This is a genomic window from Chitinophaga sp. YR627 (assembly GCF_900114995.1).
Taxonomy (GTDB): Bacteria; Bacteroidota; Bacteroidia; order Chitinophagales; family Chitinophagaceae; genus Chitinophaga.
Genome location: NZ_FOUX01000002.1, coordinates 616,838 through 634,698 on the forward strand (window position 1 = coordinate 616,838; position 17,861 = coordinate 634,698).

At 45.6% G+C, this 17,861-nt stretch carries 18 protein-coding genes; 9 read left to right on the forward strand and 9 right to left on the reverse strand.

Annotated elements, in window-relative coordinates; translation table 11 throughout:
- Positions 1–44 precede the first annotated feature (44 nt).
- The 3 genes from BMZ72_RS11220 (at position 45) to BMZ72_RS11235 (ending at position 2,356) form a co-directional block, all read left to right on the forward strand.
- Positions 45–689 carry an HAD family hydrolase gene (locus tag BMZ72_RS11220; RefSeq protein ID WP_089808249.1) on the forward strand — a complete coding sequence of 215 codons (645 nt, stop codon included), beginning with the start codon at positions 45–47 and terminating at the stop codon, positions 687–689.
- Positions 690–1,080: 391 nt separating this feature from the next.
- Positions 1,081–1,710 carry a DUF4136 domain-containing protein gene (locus BMZ72_RS11230; protein ID WP_089808253.1) on the forward strand — a complete coding sequence of 210 codons (630 nt, stop codon included), beginning with the start codon at positions 1,081–1,083 and terminating at the stop codon, positions 1,708–1,710.
- Positions 1,711–1,735: 25 nt separating this feature from the next.
- Positions 1,736–2,356 carry an outer membrane beta-barrel protein gene (locus BMZ72_RS11235; protein ID WP_089808255.1) on the forward strand — a complete coding sequence of 207 codons (621 nt, stop codon included), beginning with the start codon at positions 1,736–1,738 and terminating at the stop codon, positions 2,354–2,356.
- Between the two features lie 61 nt (positions 2,357–2,417).
- On the opposite strand, the gene BMZ72_RS11240 is transcribed toward BMZ72_RS11235, so the two are convergent.
- The 3 genes from BMZ72_RS11240 to pyrF form a co-directional block, all read right to left on the reverse strand.
- Positions 2,418–3,443 (reverse strand): FAD:protein FMN transferase, encoded by a 1,026-nt coding sequence (locus BMZ72_RS11240; RefSeq protein WP_089808258.1) that lies wholly within the window; start codon positions 3,441–3,443, stop codon positions 2,418–2,420.
- Positions 3,444–3,488: 45 nt separating this feature from the next.
- Positions 3,489–4,667, reverse strand: coding sequence for an acyl-CoA dehydrogenase family protein (locus BMZ72_RS11245; protein WP_089808260.1), 1,179 nt, complete (start codon positions 4,665–4,667; stop codon positions 3,489–3,491).
- A gap of 134 nt (positions 4,668–4,801) precedes the next feature.
- The gene (gene pyrF, locus BMZ72_RS11250; RefSeq protein ID WP_089808262.1) at positions 4,802–5,626 is read right to left on the reverse strand and encodes an orotidine-5'-phosphate decarboxylase; all 825 of its coding nucleotides are present in this window, start codon (positions 5,624–5,626) and stop codon (positions 4,802–4,804) included.
- A gap of 308 nt (positions 5,627–5,934) precedes the next feature.
- Between pyrF and BMZ72_RS11255 the strand changes: the two genes are divergently transcribed.
- Both BMZ72_RS11255 and BMZ72_RS11260 read left to right on the forward strand, forming a co-directional pair.
- The gene (locus BMZ72_RS11255) at positions 5,935–6,798 is read left to right on the forward strand and encodes a sugar phosphate isomerase/epimerase family protein (protein ID WP_089808264.1); all 864 of its coding nucleotides are present in this window, start codon (positions 5,935–5,937) and stop codon (positions 6,796–6,798) included.
- A gap of 21 nt (positions 6,799–6,819) precedes the next feature.
- Positions 6,820–8,175: a Gfo/Idh/MocA family protein gene (locus BMZ72_RS11260; RefSeq protein WP_089808266.1), complete on the forward strand. Its 1,356-nt coding sequence runs from the start codon at positions 6,820–6,822 to the stop codon at positions 8,173–8,175.
- An 83-nt stretch (positions 8,176–8,258) separates the two neighbouring features.
- Here the strand turns inward: BMZ72_RS11260 and BMZ72_RS11265 are convergent, their stop codons facing one another.
- Complete coding sequence (locus BMZ72_RS11265; RefSeq protein WP_089808268.1) at positions 8,259–9,356, reverse strand: Mrp/NBP35 family ATP-binding protein; 1,098 nt, start codon at positions 9,354–9,356, stop codon at positions 8,259–8,261.
- A 168-nt stretch (positions 9,357–9,524) separates the two neighbouring features.
- Here BMZ72_RS11265 and BMZ72_RS11270 point away from each other — a divergent pair, with 168 nt between their 5' ends.
- Both BMZ72_RS11270 and BMZ72_RS11275 read left to right on the forward strand, forming a co-directional pair.
- Complete coding sequence (locus BMZ72_RS11270; protein WP_255373181.1) at positions 9,525–10,205, forward strand: carboxypeptidase-like regulatory domain-containing protein; 681 nt, start codon at positions 9,525–9,527, stop codon at positions 10,203–10,205.
- 39 nt (positions 10,206–10,244) lie between these two features.
- Positions 10,245–11,141, forward strand: coding sequence for a 3-hydroxyacyl-CoA dehydrogenase family protein (locus BMZ72_RS11275; RefSeq protein ID WP_089808273.1), 897 nt, complete (start codon positions 10,245–10,247; stop codon positions 11,139–11,141).
- Positions 11,142–11,242: 101 nt separating this feature from the next.
- Here BMZ72_RS11275 and BMZ72_RS11280 read toward each other — a convergent pair whose 3' ends face one another.
- From BMZ72_RS11280 to ribD, 3 genes are read right to left on the reverse strand one after another with little or no spacing between them, the layout of a single operon-like run.
- Positions 11,243–11,842, reverse strand: coding sequence for an IMPACT family protein (locus tag BMZ72_RS11280; RefSeq protein ID WP_089808274.1), 600 nt, complete (start codon positions 11,840–11,842; stop codon positions 11,243–11,245).
- Between the two features lie 3 nt (positions 11,843–11,845).
- Positions 11,846–13,486: a hypothetical protein gene (locus tag BMZ72_RS11285; RefSeq protein ID WP_143087667.1), complete on the reverse strand. Its 1,641-nt coding sequence runs from the start codon at positions 13,484–13,486 to the stop codon at positions 11,846–11,848.
- Positions 13,483–14,541 (reverse strand): bifunctional diaminohydroxyphosphoribosylaminopyrimidine deaminase/5-amino-6-(5-phosphoribosylamino)uracil reductase RibD, encoded by a 1,059-nt coding sequence (gene ribD / locus BMZ72_RS11290; RefSeq protein ID WP_089808279.1) that lies wholly within the window; start codon positions 14,539–14,541, stop codon positions 13,483–13,485. Before ribD ends, BMZ72_RS11285 begins: the two co-directional genes overlap by 4 nt.
- A gap of 77 nt (positions 14,542–14,618) precedes the next feature.
- Between ribD and prmC the strand changes: the two genes are divergently transcribed.
- A complete protein-coding gene (gene prmC, locus BMZ72_RS11295; protein ID WP_089808282.1) occupies positions 14,619–15,479 on the forward strand; it encodes a peptide chain release factor N(5)-glutamine methyltransferase in 861 nt (286 codons plus the stop codon).
- A 122-nt stretch (positions 15,480–15,601) separates the two neighbouring features.
- Complete coding sequence (locus tag BMZ72_RS11300) at positions 15,602–15,937, forward strand: hypothetical protein (RefSeq protein ID WP_089808284.1); 336 nt, start codon at positions 15,602–15,604, stop codon at positions 15,935–15,937.
- Positions 15,938–16,028: 91 nt separating this feature from the next.
- On the opposite strand, the gene BMZ72_RS11305 is transcribed toward BMZ72_RS11300, so the two are convergent.
- The gene (locus tag BMZ72_RS11305) at positions 16,029–16,976 is read right to left on the reverse strand and encodes a hypothetical protein (protein WP_143087668.1); all 948 of its coding nucleotides are present in this window, start codon (positions 16,974–16,976) and stop codon (positions 16,029–16,031) included.
- 260 nt (positions 16,977–17,236) lie between these two features.
- Positions 17,237–17,581: a LytR/AlgR family response regulator transcription factor gene (locus tag BMZ72_RS11310; RefSeq protein ID WP_089808288.1), complete on the reverse strand. Its 345-nt coding sequence runs from the start codon at positions 17,579–17,581 to the stop codon at positions 17,237–17,239.
- Positions 17,582–17,861 lie beyond the last annotated feature (280 nt).

Consider the following 17,861-nt stretch of genomic DNA (forward strand, 5'->3'; position numbering starts at 1 on the left):
TTTATATTTTTCCCTAATTTATAAAATATATTACCTTTATCCACATGAATACTGCTGCTACTAAAAATTATTCCAACCTGGTCTTTGATCTTGGCGCCGTGCTGATAGATTGGAACCCGCGTTATCTGTATAATAAGATATTTGCGACAGCAGCAGAAACCGACTTTTTTCTTTCCAATATCTGTACTTCCGCCTGGAATGAAGAACAGGATGCAGGCAGAAGCCTGCAGGATGGCACAGAACTGCTGATCACCCAACATCCGCAATTTGAGGCCGAAATAAGGGCGTTTTATGGTCGTTGGAAGGAAATGCTTGGTGGGCAGATCGAGGAGACCGTAGAGGTACTCAGAGAGCTGAAAGAATGCAATCAGTTTAAGCTGTATGCATTGACAAACTGGTCTAATGAGACTTTTCCTCTGGCTCTGGTGACTTATCCGTTCCTCCAGTGGTTTGACGGTATTGTTGTGTCAGGAAGAGAAAAGATCCGTAAACCGGACGCAGCTTTCTATAACCTCCTGCTGGACCGTTATGAGCTGGATCCATCTTCTACCCTGTTCATTGACGATAATGAGCGTAACATCCGTGGTGCAGCGGCCTGCGGCATTGATGGCATTCATTTTACGTCTGCTATGCAGCTTAAAAGCGAACTGGCAGAAAAGGCCGTTTATCTTTCTGCGGTACATTCATAAATTTTTATAGATAAAAGAAAGCGGCGATTCAGAGATACTGAATCGCCGCTTTCTTTTATTTAACCTTATACCCATCTGACCGATATCTCTACCGGACTCATATTAAGAAATACTTTTAGTCTTATTTACGTGCCTTGTGCTCATAGGAAGCAGTTAAATACCCTGCAGATAATTCATAACTGTTTACTACCTGCTCTGCACGTTTTAGGAATACCTTAACATTTCCCGGATAAACCTCATGTAACATCAGTTGTTCAAATACGTTATAAAGTTGTGCTATTACAAACTGCGAAAGCCATTGGCACATTTCATGTTATCTGTTATTATACAGAATAAGGTCTCATTTCTTCCCTTACCTGCCTGAAAGAACAACAAAATAAAACCCGTGAATATGAAAAGAGTCATGTTATTAATGTGTGCCGCATTAGGCGTACTGTCAATCAGCAGCTGCAGTAAAGATCCGCTGAAAGATATGACAGAAGAGGAATCCAGAATTTATGTAACCAACTACGACGACAGCGTAAATTTCTCATCCTATAAAACGTTCAGTATTGTCGACTCAGTGGCGGTAGCAACGAATTCCGGCGAAGGTCGTGCATCAACCGACTATGATAAGAAACTGATCGCTGACGTGGCCCAGGCACTGGAAGCCAGAGGATACACGCGTATAGACAGAGCCGCAAAACCGGATCTGGCCATTAACCTTACGCGTATAGACAATACGTATAGTGCGATCTATTACGATCCGGGATACTGGACAGGTATCGGTGGCTATTACGATCCGTTCTATTGGGGCTATCCTGGTTACGGTTACTACTGGCCGACCTATTACCAGGTATACCAGAAAGAGCGTGCCGTATCAATAGATATGGTTGACCTCAAAAATCCGCACAACAATCAGCTGGTAGCCGTATGGAACGCGATGCTACGCGGTAGTGGTGTATGGAACATCAACAATGTGGACAGTATGGTATCTGCTGTTTTTGCGCAATCTACCTATCTGAAAGCAACCAACAATTAATGAATTCACTTTAAAAGAGACTGAGATGAAAAGTATAAAGCTCTGGATATTGCTGATGATTGCCTCTCTGGGCGTACAAAGCGCTTTTTCGCAGGTACGTTCTCCTTTATCCATCAACGTAGATTATTCAATCGCACAGCCTTTAGGCTCCCTGAAAAACTATACTGATAAAACCAGCTTTCGCGGATGGCGGGCAGGTTTACAATATCAGCTGAACGACCAGCTGGCTATTGGCCTCAGAAGCGGATTCCAGGAATTTTATCAGCGTGTGCCGCGTGCTGTCTATTCCGATAAAGGAACAGATATTTCCGCTGTACAGACACGTACCTTACAGGTAACGCCGATACTGGCAACCGTGCAATATCAGCTGACAAAGCCTGATGCTGCCATCATTCCTTATGTAGGTCTGGGTGTGGGTACAGTGAATATGCTTTACAATAAATATTACGGTCAGTTTACTGACAGAGATAACAGCTGGCAGTTTGCCGCTTCTCCTGAAATAGGGGTCAATATTCCATTTGGCAAAGGCTCTCCTTTACTGTTCAATGCCAGTGTGCAATACAGTTATTCGCCTTATAAACAGCAGGAGATCACAAGTTATAACGTGCTACAGGCAAATGTGGGGCTGAGATTTCACATCAACTAAGTATGCTGTATACTATAAAAAACCACTTTTCAGGGAGGTTCCGTGCATACACGGAACCTTTCTATTTTAACAGGATCATGTCCTTGTATCCTTTGGAAAATGCAACAGCGATCTTACCTGTCTTGTCTTTATAGATGAAATAGGCCTCCAACCCATATGCAGGATGTTTCCTGACATATTCCAGTCCTTTATCCACCCCCATCAGGATCAGTGCATTGTCAAATCCATCTGCGGTGATCGCATCTTTTGCCATTACGGTTACGGCAATAATGTTACTATGTAAAGCTTCTCCGGTAGCCGGATCGATACTGTGGGCAAAATGTGTTCCTCCCTGTTCAAAAAAACGGCGGTAGTTACCGCTGGTAGTAATAGCACGGTTATCCAGTTCCTGTAACGCCTGCGCAGGCGCATCCTGGACCTGTGCGGAGGGCGTTTCTATACCTACTGTCCAGATCCTTCCCCGTTGGTTCTTTCCACTGGCGGCTAATTCTCCACCTACATCCACAAGGTAATTGGCGATACCCTTCTCCTGTAAAAAACAGGCAATCACATCGGTGGTATATCCCTGTGCAATACCATTACAATCGATCTGTACCTCTTTCTTTGCTTTAATAAGCGTTCTTCCCTGCACCTTCAGATAGCTGTAACCGACATAGCGCAGTATACGTTTCAAGGTATCTGCGGAGGGTACCATTCTGACAGCTGGTTTATGCACACCAAACCCCCAGGCATCTACCAGTGGCTTGACGGTGATATCAAATGCGCCTTTGGTGGCCTTACTGACCTCGATAGAACGACGTACTACATTGGCCATGTGTTCGTCCATCTCAACGGACATTTGTTCATTGAAACGGTTGATCAGAGAACCTGGCTTGTAAAGCGACAGGGAATTATCAATGACACTGAAAATGGAATCTATCTGCGGACGCAGATCAGTTGTATCGTCTGAGAGATATTTTATGATAAAATAGGTCCCTTGTGCGGGTCCTGATACTTCCCTCAGTTGCTGCGCGGATACAGGGATAAACGCACTGAGAATAATACATAAAAGGATCCCCCATCCTGCAAAATCCGGTCTGCTGGTCATTATAGTTGGCTGTTGTTTAATGAATATATATGTCGGAAACTGTTATCAATGGAATGCATCCAGTCCGGTGATATCCTGTCCGGTAATGAGCAAATGTATCTCATGTGTCCCTTCATAAGTGATCACACTTTCCAGGTTCATCATATGGCGCATGATCGGATATTCTCCGGTAATGCCCATTCCCCCTAATATCTGCCGGGCATCTCTGGCAATACGGGTTGCCATTTCACAGGCATTCCTTTTGGCCATGGAGATCTGTGCGGCCGTTGCTTTACCTTCATTTTTCAGTACGCCCAGGCGCCAGTTCATTAACTGTGCCTTCGTGATCTCGGTAACCATTTCCGCCAGCTTTTTCTGTGTAAGCTGAAAGCTGGCAATTGGTTTACCAAACTGTACGCGTTCTTTCGCGTAACGCAGCGCTATATCGTAACAATCCATGGCGGCGCCGGTTACTCCCCAGGCGATACCATAACGGGCGGAAGAAAGGCAGCCAAGCGGTCCTTTTAATCCTTTTGCGTCAGGCAGTATATTTTCTTTTGGCACTTTTACATTGTCAAATACCAGTTCTCCGGTAGCACTGGCCCGCAGGCTCCATTTCCCTTTGGTTTCCGGTGTGGTAAATCCTTCCATACCCCGTTCTACGATCAGTCCGCGGATCTTTCTTTCCTCATCCTTTGCCCATACCACCGCGATCTGTGCGAAAGGTGCGTTGGATATCCACATTTTGGCGCCGTTCAGGATCACATGATCGCCTGCATCTTTGAAATGAGTGATCATACTACCCGGATCAGAACCATGATCAGGCTCTGTAAGTCCGAAGCAGCCCATCCATTCCCCGCTGGCCAGTTTAGGCAGATACTTCCGTTTTTGCGCTTCGCTGCCGTAGGTAAAGATGGGATACATCACCAGTGATCCCTGTACAGAGGCTGTAGACCTGACCCCGCTATCTCCTCTTTCCAGCTCCTGCATCATCAGTCCGTAAGCTATATGGTCCATGCCGCCGCCGCCATACTCCTGAGGGATGGTCGGACCAAAGCAGCCCAGTTCACCTAAACCTTTGATAATCTGAGCGGGAAAACTTGCCTGCTGACAGGCATCTTCTATGATCGGGGATATTTCTTTTTTCACCCATTGACGTACGGCATCGCGCACCATGAGATGTTCTTCGGTCAACAAACCATCTACGTGGAAATAATCGGGTGATTGAAACAGGTCTTTAAGCATGTGGAACACGTTTTAAGTCTGTCTCAATTTAATGATTCACTGACAAAAAAAGTCCATAGTCTGCGAACATTCCGGGAAAGGAGATGAATGCTGACTATGGACTGCTATATTTCAGCCGCTGTTAGCGGACTGAATTACGGAACTAAGGTCTGTTTTACACTAAGGTATTCGGCCATTTCCTGCTGTAACTGCTGTGCGGCATTACGGGCATCCTGGGCGAAATCTTCGCCGTTACCGGCATAAATGATGGAACGGCTGGCATTTACCAGTAATCCGCAATCTTTATTCATTGCCTGTGCGGAGATTTCCTGGAGACTACCACCCTGTGCTCCCACGCCGGGTACCAGGAAGAAGTTATCAGGTACCAGCTTACGGATGTATCCCAGCTGAGCGGACTGCGTCGCACCCACCACAAACATCAGGTTATCAGGTGTACCCCAGTTCATGCCGGCTTTCATCACCTTTTCGTACAGGAACTCATCGCCTGCCTGTTGTAACTGGAAGTCCTCGCTGCCTTCGTTGGAGGTAAGGCCCAGCATAATGGTCCATTTCTCATTGAAAGCCAGGAAAGGCAGTACGCTGTCGCGGCCCATATAAGGCGCTACGGTCACTGCATCGAAGTTATATGTCTCAAAGAATGTTTTGGCGTATTGCGTAGAGGTATTGCCAATATCTCCACGTTTTGCATCTGCAATGGTAAACAGCCCGGAAGGGATATATTCCACCGTACGTTGCAGGCTTTCCCAGCCACGGATACCCATACACTCATAGAAGGCAGTATTGATCTTATAGGACACGCAAAGATCCTTTGTCGCATCGATAATAGCCTTGTTGAAAGCAAATACGGGGTCTGGATGGGAAAGTAGATGTCGGGGGATCTTTTGAAGATCAGTATCTAATCCCACACAGAGATAAGATTGCTTCTCTTTAATCAGATTCACCAGTTCCTGTCTGTTCATAAAAGATTGATTTGGGGCGCAAAGTTAAGTAAAACTTAAGCAATGCCGTTTGAAATGAAAATATTAATAAAATATGAAATACAGTGCAGCGTTCCCGGACTAATATAAATATAGGAAAACTATCGGAAAGACGACGGGGAGGGTTTCCCGGTCATGTACCCTAAATACCGCTGCTGTTGTTTTATTATTGCAAACCGCTTCTTTTTCAGCGAGATACATACCGGGCAACGGCAGTATCCTATAGTGACCTTTTGGATTTATAAAATATTGTTCCTAACTTTTAGCCTCCCGTTCATGAAAAAGTAATTATGAAAAACTATTCCTGGCTGCTATTTTTTGCGATATTCCTGCACGCTTTGCAATCGAATGCACAAACCGGATTACCCAAGGTTGGTGTTTGTACTTCCCGTGCAAATGACAGTTTGTTACATGCTGCTGGTTACGCCTATATAGAGGAAGGCGTACAAAAGCTCTTTTCCCCTGCCATCTCAGATGACACCTTTAATGTACAACTGGCCCAGCTGCGGAAGATGCAGTGCCAGGTACAGACCTGTAATAGCTTCTTTCCCGCTGAAATCCGCCTGACGGGTGCTGATGTGGATGAGAAAAAGGTACTGGACTATGTAGAAACGGTGATGGCAAGGGCCAAACGGGCTGGTATTGAACTGATCGTACTGGGAAGCGGCAATGCGCGTAAACTGCCGGACGGATATAATAAAGATTCCGCCACTATGCAGTTCGTCGATCTTTGCCGCAAAATGGCGGTCGTAGCAGGGAAATATGGGATCGTGATCGCTATAGAGAACCTGAACACCACTGAGACGAATTTCGTAACCACCCTGGAGGAAGCCAATGCTGTCGTAATGGCGGTAGGCCATCCTAACTTCAAACTGACTGCCGATATCTATCATATGCTCAAGGAGCATGAATCGCCTGAAATGTTAAAAAAGGCACGTAAGAACCTGGTGCATTGCCACATTGCCGAAAGGGAAAAACGTACAGCTCCCGGCTCCACCGGTGATGATGTAGCGCCATATATCGCGGCACTGGGCAATATCGGCTATACCGGCCGGATCTCTCTGGAATGCCGCTGGGACGATATGGCTGCACAGACCCGTCCTACGCTGGAATACATGCAACAGCAGATCCGCAACGCTTACAAAAAACAATAAACACTTTAAATCTCATATAGAATGAAATCACGTCGTGAATTCCTGAAAGATTCCCTGCTTACCTCCGCAGGTATAACACTCAGTGCCATGGGTCTGCCTGCCAGCAGCTATGCCCGTATCATGGGCGCCAATGACAGGGTCAATGTCGGATTGGTAGGCTTTTCTGACCGTGCAAGACAAACGTTACTGCCCTGCTTCTTTTCCAACCATAAAGAACTGAATTTTGACATGATCGCGGTGTCTGATATCTGGAGCCGCAGACGTGAGGAAGGAAAGGCTTTCCTGCAACAGAAAGCAGGTCATGAGATCAAGGCATGTGTCAATAACGACGAATTATATAAAATGAAGGACCTGGATGCGGTAATGGTTGCCACTGCCGATTTCCAGCACGCCTATCATACAATAGAGGCGGTGGGCAATAAAATGGATGTATACTGCGAAAAACCATTTGCAGAAACCATGGACGATGCCCGCAAAGCCCTGAAAGCGGTAAAAGACTCCGGTAAGATCTTCCAGGTAGGTACACAGCGTCGTAGCGGTGACAGTTACCATGCGGCTAATAACTTCATCAAAGAAGGCAAATTCGGCCCTATTACCATGGTGGAAATGACCTGGAACGTGAATCAGCCGGGCCGCTGGCGCAGACCAGCACTGGTAAAAGAGATCCGTCAGGAAGATACTGACTGGACACGTTTCCTGGCTGGCCGTCCGAAAGACAACTGGGATCCGCGTAAATACCTGGAATATCGTCTGTTCTGGCCTTATTCTTCTGGTATTTTCGGTCAGTGGATGACACACCAGATCGATACGGTACACTGGTTTACGGGTCTGCAACACCCACGTTCAGCAGTAGCAAACGGTGGTATTTATATGTGGAAAGACGGTCGCGTGAATGCAGATACCATTACCGCAGTATTTGATTATGGTCCGCAGAACGATCCAACCAGCGGTTTCCAGGTATCCTACAGTTCCCGTTTCTCGAACTCTTCCGGAGGTACCAAGGAAATGTACTATTCCAATGGTGGTACTATTGATATTGATAAGAACAAGATCACGCCTGCGGGTGGTTTAACAGAAAGAGAAGCACAGGAAATGGGCCTGCATGCCAATCTGCTGCCGGAAATGACACTGGCGACCAACGAAACCAAAATAGCAACCTCCGCCAATATGGGTGGTGATCCGCTGACAAATGCACACGTACGTAACTGGATGCAGTGTGTACGCGACCGCAAGCCAGCCAACGCACCTATCGAGGCCGCTTATTCTCACTCTATCGCGCTGATCATGGCCAATGCGGCTTACCGTACTGGTCTGAAAGCAACTTTCGACGAAAAAACGCAGGAAGTGATGGTGGGTGGTAAGCCATTTATCATGTAGTGGTATCAGATGCGCTATAAAAACGAAAAAAGCCATCACGCCTTTCGGCGGATGGCTTTTTTATTCAGAAGAACATTGATTTATTATACAAAGACCTCAACGATCTTGGTAGGCGGTACATTTGCATTTCTCATAGCAATGTTACGCGCTACGATGCTGGCAGTACCCATAAATGACAGTTTAGTCGGATTATCTCCACCCACCATTGCCGGTACACCATCATCACCACCTTCACGGATGCTCTGCACCAGTGGTATCTGACCCAGGAATGGTATTTCCAGCTGTTCTGCCAGACGTTTACCACCTTCCTGACCAAATATGTAATATTTATTATTAGGCAGCTCGGCCGGTGTGAAATAGGCCATATTTTCAATCAGACCAAGGATGGGTACGTTGATCTGACCGCCACCGAACATTGCGATACCTTTTTTAGCGTCAGCCAGAGCCACATCCTGCGGAGTGGTCACCATTACTACGCCGGTAACCGGTACGGTCTGTACCAGTGTCAGGTGTACATCGCCCGTACCTGGAGGGGTGTCAATTACCAGGTAATCCAGTTCGCCCCAGTTCACATCTGTGAGGAACTGTTTCAATGCGCTGCTGACCATAGGGCCACGCCATACAACTGCCTGCTTCTCATCTATCAGAGACCCGATTGACATCAGCTTAATGCCATGTTTCTCTATCGGGACGATCATGCCTTTTCCTTCTACAGTTTCCATCATCGGGCGTTCTCCGCGAATACCGAACATGATGGGCACGGACGGACCATAAATATCTGCATCCATCAGTCCAACCTTAGCACCGCCTTCGGAGAGTGCCAGGGCCAGGTTAGCTGCTACAGTGGATTTACCTACACCTCCTTTACCGGAAGCTACAACGATGATATTTTTCACGTTAGGTAATACACTCCTCGCATCTTTCCTGTTGGAGTTTACATTGGCTGTCATATTTACTTGAACTTCCGCATCCTTACTTACAAGGTGGTGAATTGCATTCACACAAGCATTCCTGATCAGATCTTTCAGCGGGCAGGCAGGGGTAGTGAGGACAACGGTAAATTTCACCTTATTACCATCAATCTCAATGTCTTTCACCATATTCAGTGTTACCAGGTCCTTCCCCAGATCAGGCTCTTCCACATTGCTCAAAGCCTTCAATATCTGCTCCGTAGTGATCATAAATAGTTGTTAATTTTAATTCCAGGATGCAAAGTTAACCCAATTGAGAGTTAATTTGTCCCCGCTGTCATAGTTTTTGTCAATCTCGTTTCCATTCATCCTCTATATTGACTGGAACACAATCCTATGGCCAACGTTTTAAAACAAATAATTTATCTTAGAGGCGGCATGAATAAGAAATGTACCTACATACTGTTGTCCTTCCTGTTTCTCCCTTTCCTGGTGAAGGCCCAGCTATCTCAATTTAAAGACAGCATTATCCAGATTTCCGGTATTACCATGACAGCGGACAGCCTCCGGGCAGTACCAGCAGTAAGTGTACTGGTAAAAGGACAACGCCGTGGTACTATTTCCAACAGCCAGGGTGTGTTTTCAATCGTTGCCTTTAAAGGAGATACCCTGACATTCAGTGCCGTAGGTTTTAAAAAGAAAGACTATAAGATCCCGATGAACCTCCCGGGAAACAATTTTTCCATGATACAACTGCTGGTGGATGATACCACATATCTGCCGGTAACCATTATCAGACCCTACCCTACCAGAGAAGAGTTTGATAAGGCATTTGTAAGCACCGACATTCCGGATGACGAATATGAACTGGCCCGTAAGAACACCGAGAATGCCCGTATGCGCGCACTTTCCCGTTATACACCACCGGACGCACGTGAAGCAACCAATATGTTCCTGAACAAACAGGCACAATCACTGTACTACGCCGGTCAGGTGCCTCCACAGAATATCCTCAACCCGATGGCATGGGCACAGTTTATCCAGGCCTGGAAAAGGGGTGACTTCAAAAAACAGAACAATAACAACTACAGCTACGGCGGTACCGATTATGGCTACTAGCCGGATGGCCTGAGTACCATCTCTTTAAATCAATACACCATGCAACAAATTGCTGTCATCGGCGCAGGTACCATGGGAAATGGTATCGCGCACGTATTTGCACAGAACGGTTTTAAAGTGAACCTCATTGATGTTTCTGCCCCCGCGCTGGAAAAAGCGCTGCAAACTATTGACAAAAACCTGGAGCGCCAACTGAGCAAAGGCACTATCACAGAAGAGATCAGACAGCAGACCCTACAGAATATCGCTACATTCACCGATATTCCGAACGGTGTAAAGTCCGCTGAACTGGTTGTAGAAGCAGCTACAGAAAATACGGAACTAAAGCTGAAGATCTTCCGTGAACTGGACCAGCACACAGCTCCTGATGCCATCCTGGCCACCAACACCTCCTCTATTTCTATCACCAGTATCGCAGCTGTGACCAAAAAACCCGAAAAGGTCATTGGCATGCATTTCATGAACCCGGTACCTGTCATGAAGTTGGTAGAGATCATCAATGGTTATGCGACCAGCAAGGAGGTGACTGACGCCATCGTTACATTGTCTGAAAAATTAGGCAAAATACCCTGCGTTGTAAATGACTATCCCGGCTTTATCGCCAATCGCATCCTCATGCCAATGATCAATGAATCGATCTATTCATTGTACGAAGGTGTGGCTGGTGTGGCTGAAATTGATACCGTGATGAAACTGGGTATGGCGCATCCCATGGGGCCATTACAATTAGCTGATTTCATCGGACTGGACGTCTGTCTGTCCATCATGCGCGTATTACATGACGGCTTCGGTAATCCGAAATATGCTCCCTGTCCGCTGTTAGTGAATATGGTAACAGCAGGCTATCTGGGCGTTAAAAGTGGTGAAGGGTTTTACAAATATGAGAAAGGCAGTAAAGACCTGGTAGTCAGCAGCCGGTTCTCTAACAGAAACTAGCCATCAACATGTAGCTGTAACAAGCTACGCATATCGTATAAATTAAGCGGCGTCCACTATATGGTGGACGCCGCTTAATTTATACGGATGTTCTTCAATTCCTACTTAATTGCTTTGATCTCCAGTCCTCTTATATCATTCAGTTTTAACAGGGTCAGCTCCTGTACTGCTTTCGGCACGCCGATATCCATTGCGCAAAACAGTTGTAGTTCCTGTGAATAAACTGTACAGTTCTGCTGTTTCACAACTGTCATAATTTCATTCAGGATCGTATAATCAAAACTGAGATGGTATTTTGCTTCCACATTCTTCTGCACTGCCGGTACGAGTTGCAGCACCATTGAGGTGGATACTTTATAGGCATTGATCAACCCTGGCGCGCCCAGCAATGTTCCTCCGAAATAACGTACTACCACTACCAGTACATCTGTCAGCTGTTTGCTGTCTATCTGTCCCAGGATGGGTTTACCAGCCGTACCAGAAGGCTCTCCATCATCATTGGCACGGAACTGCAATCCGTCAGTGCCCAGTCTGTAAGCAAAGCAGTGATGCGTTGCCTTCGGGTGTTCTTTCTTGATCTCCTGCAGGCATTCCTTCACCTGTTCCACTGTTTTCACAGGCCAGGCATAGGCCAGGAATTTACTGCCCCTGTCCTTGAATTCTGCCATTGCAGACTTTTCTATTGTATAGTAAACTTCCATGCGTTATTTTTTTCGGGGTTTCCCTTTCCCGGATCTGCCGGTAGAAACTGGCTTCGGCTCATATACGATCAGCAGCATATTGTTCTGCTTCATATTCGTCTTAATGCTTACAAATCTACGTAAAGTGCCGGCCACAATACGCAACACTGCTGTATTGGGAGGAATGCTGCCCAGATTGTCCGCCACCATGATCAGGCGGTTCTCTCCTTCCTGCAGGGTTACCTTCAGTTGCTGACGCTTCTTTTTCACCGGAAATCCTGTCACTACTTCCTGTCCGTTGAGACGGATAGAAATGCTGTCTCCATCTTCTGCCGCATCATCCCACAGTTCCAGCATGATCTCTGCTTCATCGACTTCAAATGTCTTTTCCAGCAAACTGTTCCTGCGTTCGGTGATACGTTTATCATCAATATGTTTCAGCAATACCGGTTTAACCGTATCCCATCCCGGAGGACCGGAATGCCTGCCTTTCAGGGTAGAGATATCACCATGCTGCGTGGCTGTTATTTCAGCGGTACTGCCACCTGACTGGTTATCATCGATGCCGGTTACAGCTGATTGTTGTCCGGTAGCAGTACCTGTTGTAGTCTCTTGTGTCGATACAACTTTCCCGTTTATGATGGAAGGCCGGTTGCCTGTCGTATTCACACTGACAGTGTTTGATGTGCCCTGTTTGACATCAGCGCTTAGCTTATTAAGATTAACCTTTTGCGCTGCACTATCTATAACAGGCTTACGTGGCACACGGTTCAGTTGTGCTACCAGGAAAGTAGCGTAGCGGTTGGGACGATCTGTGAAATCGTAAATGTATCCGCCGGTAGAACTTTTCACCCGGAATGCGCCCGTATTTGGCGGGAGGCGGCCATAGTTATCTGCAAATAAAGTAACGATGTTGATACCGGTATCCAGGGGCAACTGAAACACCTTACCGGTTTCATTGATGTAGGCTTTATCCAGTAATACTTTTCCGTTATGCAATAGCGTCACGGTATCTTTATCGATCGCATCTTCATCTCTGATAGAAAGCGGTACAATGCTATCGTAAATATCTACTTTATCATAGATCCCAAAGTAGATAGAATCACCTTCAGGATGAAGTATACGTTGAATATCCTTATGTTGCCAGGGCGTATTATTTATTTTCTTCAGTGCGATTTCTTTCCGGGAAAGCAGTTCCCTCAGCAGGTCTTTCATGTATGCATATATCTCATCATCATCATACAATCCCTGCATGTATAAGTCCTGCGAGTTGATCCACATACGCTGTACTGAAAGCTCCGGCGTACTCTTTGCCTCATAGCTCAATGTACCATTGAGATAGAGCATCCAGGCACCCAGCCGGAAAGGTGCTTCGGCAACAGGATATTTATTACGGCCAATCCCCAGTTGCCTGTCATTCTTCTTTGCCAGTAAGATTTCATAAGTGCCTGAAAACGGTGGGTAGATCACCTTCAGCTGTGCAGGATATAAGGTATTATAGACAGGATTGCCAATCTGCAATTGCATTTTAATCCCTCCGGTAGTTGGCCAGGGTTTATAATCCATTGACCAGGTACCCACCCATTTATCTTTCTGGGCACTGGCAGTGAGCATACAGCAACAAAATACGATCAACAGGTATATAGGACGCAGTAAATACATCATGCCGTCTTTTCCTCCTTTCTATTCCGGTAAAACAGTATCTGGTCACTTTCCAGTGTTTGTATTTCCTTCAGCAACGCATATGGCAATACAGGCGCTTTCACGCCCTGAGCCGATGGATTATTCCCAATGATGACACGGGCTTCATCCCACAATCCTGCTGCTATCATTTCCCTTAATACATGCGCGCCTCCTTCTACCAGTGCGCTCAGGATACGTCTGCCATGCAGGATCTTCATCAGCTGCGGCAGCAAAGGCTGCGTAAAATCTGCTGTTACCATTTCTGCTGTATCCTGCTTTCCTGCTTGTTCACCGGTGATGAACAAGGTGGCTGGTCCATGCCAGAGATGATAATCACGCGGTGTTTTTAACGTTCGGTCTATCACAATTCTGACAGGGTCTTTTCCTGTCCACAGACGGTTATTCAGGCGGGGATTATCCGCAACAGCGGTATTTGTCCCTACCAGTATGCCCATTTCCTCACTACGCCAGCGGTGTACAAGTCTGTCGGTCAGTGGATTGGAGATACGAACAGGTCGTCCGTCTGCCCCTGCCATAAAAGCATCTGCATTTTGCGCCCATTTCAGTATGATATACGGCCGTTTTTGTTCATGGAATGTGAAAAAACGGCTGTTCAGTTCGCGGGCAGCAGCTTCCAGTACCCCTGTTCTTACAGTGATCCCTGCAGCCTGCAACATCTCAATACCTTTACCCGCGACCTGAGAAAAGGTATCTACACAACCGATCACTACGGTGCTTATTTGTTGAGATACGATCAGTTCTGCACAGGGAGGCGTTTTGCCGTAGTGCGCACAGGGCTCCAGACTTACATACATCGTAGACGCCGGGATCAGGTGTTTGTCCGCCGGTTTTACAGAATGCACACAATTCACTTCTGCGTGTGCAAAACCATACTGCCGGTGATAACCTTCACCAATAATACGGCCTTCATACACCAATACAGCCCCTACCATCGGATTGGGTGCTACATTTCCTGCCCCCAGCTTTGCCAGCTGCAGACATCTTTGCATGTAAAATTCATCAAGAGAGCTGTCCATGATCGCGTCTGATATTATACATTTGTGTGCAAAAATATCGTTTCAGCAGGGATTTTCCCTGTAAGACCCATTTTTATATGACTATACAGACCGCCTTTACACATATCGTCACATCGCTGGAACCCATACAGGGCCAGCGTGAAGCAGCCAATATCGCACATATCGTCATGGAGTATCTGACCGGTATGTCTAAAATGGACAGGATCGTGTACAAAGAACGGGAGCTGACAGAAGCACAGCACAAACAGTTGACCGACGCTGTAAAAGCATTGCTGGCTCATGAGCCTGTACAATATGTGATTGGTTCCAGCTGGTTCTATGGTATGGAGCTACAGGTAAATCCACATGTGCTGATTCCCCGTCCGGAAACAGAAGAACTGGTGGAATGGGTCGTACAGGATGTCCGTACCGCATCACTCCCCCATCCCCGGATACTGGATATCGGTACCGGCAGCGGTGCCATTCCGCTTGCCATCAAAAAGGAACTGCCACAGGCCCTGGTACAGGCAGTAGATGTAAGTGAAGGCGCCTTACAAACGGCAAAGGATAACGCTGTAAAGCAGCAACTGGACGTTACTTTTGAACTGGTAGATATTCTTGATAAAACAGCATGGGCACATCTGCCGGTGTTTGATATCATTGTGAGTAATCCACCGTATATCTGTCAGCGTGAAAGCGCGGATATGCAGGAACAGGTGGTATCATACGAGCCTTCTCTGGCTTTATTTGTGCCGGATGAGGACGCACTGCTGTTTTACCGGGAAATCGGGTTAATGGGGAAAGAGAAGTTGCGGAGTGGCGGAGCCTTGTATTTTGAGATCAATGAGGCGTTTGGGAAAGAGACAGCAGCAGTGTTGGAAGGTATGGGATATGCGGAAGTGGAGATTAAGAGGGATCTGTTTGGGAAGGAGCGGATGGTGAAGGGGGTGTGGAAATAATAATTTCCCCTTGGCAGAATCTTCCCAACTACGTATATTCACATATCATCAGGTTTTACCATTAATCGCAACACAGCCAACTAGACAAGTTAGATCCATAATCCAATGTAAACACCCTACCAATGCATCTGTCACTAGCCAATCAGCTAAAGACCCTCGTACACCTGCGTGAGTCTTTGCAACAACAGTATTTATTTACGGAAGAAGACCGTAAAGAATTCAGGAATACGCTCCTTAAAACCTGTATCGCACTTGCCTACTGTGCATTTATGTGTCAGAACACACACGTAAAAGGAGTACTGAAAAAAGAAATTTCCTCTATTTTTAAGATCTATCAGCACACTTCCACCGAAAACAATACCGCCCTGCAAAAGCAGAGAGGATATATCCTGGGCGCTATCAATGCCAGTGTTAACATCGTAAAAACGTTTGAGGACGCTACACTGGTTGAGTGTTAAAACTCAAACAGAAAACGGGCGGAGCAATAATAATCCGGGGCAACAAGACTATTGCCCCATTAGTTTTACAATGAAACCCCAACATGCGTGATTAGTTCAAACAATGCCCCTGAGATTGGGTCATCACATCCAGCCTGATCATACTTTCAAAGCAATCCAACTCACAACTCAGCCATTCCAGTAATATATCTTTTAAGGGCATCTGATAAACGTCGTATGCGATCTTCTTCTCCGTCACATATTTATTGATCGTTCTTTGCTGTGTGATGATCTTCGTACATTTCTCACGATGAGAACGCTGTTCGTTGATCTCATCATCCATCACACTGATCAAATAATTTATATAAGCCGTACTATTAAAATTGATCCGTTGTAATAAGCTGTGTAACTGGGCTTCCATAACAACTGTTGCCAGGACCTCACCAGTCTGCGTAAATGAGCGCAGTTGCTTCATTAATTTTTCTAAATAGGTTTTCTTCCGCAAGGTAACGAGCTCTTTTTCTTCGTTATCCGATAGCAACTGTAACAAAGGTTTGGTAACGATATCCCTTAGTACATCTCCAATTCCACGCATGCGTGGAGTATCCATAATCAACGGGAGCTGTTCACGCGCCCGTTTCGACAATGCGATCCGTTCACCTGCAGGAATACTGATGTCGTGATCTATATAGCGGGTGAAGTTCCGCTCAATGTAATGTAACCCTGACAGAAGACTCTGATAAAGATATTTCAGGAGGTACACCGTATCTTGTTCCTCCGGTAATTCAGTATCCTCCTGATACTGAACAGGAATAAATGAAAACACTTTATCCATTAACGCAATTAACTTTCCCTGGTGCTTACGGATCGCTACCAATGTTTCGCTTTCAGTCTTTAACTCTTCCGTGAAAAAGATAAAGTTTGTTTTAATCGCTCTTCTGTGCCGGGATCCACCGTACAAAACAGCTTCAATAAACTCAGTCCGTAATTCTTTACTTTCTTCAAATTCTTCATCCAATGCTACATTGATAATCTGCTCGAAGTACATTAATGTGTTCATAATAATGAATGTTTAAAAGGTCAATAATAAAATCAAAACTGAAGGCAATAGTTTGTCATTAACAATAGCAGCTAACTACTATCATTTTATAAAATCATTTATCATCACCTGGCTGCAGCGTGCTACCAGCCAGGTGTGATCTATAAATCAGATTGATAAAGCAATATTAAAGATGATTCAGCCTACCACAAATAACAAACCGTACAAACAGGTTAAAATGGTTCATAAAGGCCGGAAATCGCCCTACGAATATCCCGTCGTTAAACTGGCAGCAGGTAACGGGCATAAAACTCCTTCCTGAAATTCTCACTCAGGGGCAGCGACTCTTTACTTATTGTAATTGTGTGATTGTTCTTTTCAAGAAAGTCAATATGGGTGATACTGACCAGATAATTTCTGCTGATGCGGCAGAAGTGAGTGGGAGGAAGCATTTCCTGTAGCCTGGACATGCTTAATTCAAAGGGAACTGTACTACCGTTGACGTACTTTATAACTATATAAGCGCCATCTACTTTTGCATAAATAATATCTCGTAAGATGACGGGTTTATAAATATTGCCTTTGTGGGGAAGTAATATTGGTTTGTCCAGAATATGTTCGTACATAAGATAAGTTGTGAAGGTTGAAAGAAGGGAATAACATACGGGAGAAATGGTTTAGGCCTGCTAGGGAATATAGTAGTAGGGATAGTCGTAGGTTGGAAAAATAAGATACAGTTAATGCGCTCAGGGCAACAGTGGACATAGGAGAATTCATGGCAATAGCATTAGGAATGAAAATTGAATAGGTCATTTTGAGTTGATTTTGGGTGGGTATAACTATACTGCAAGTTTATGAAAAAATAATAATTACAAGATCAATTTGACACTATTTTTTTTCCGGAAA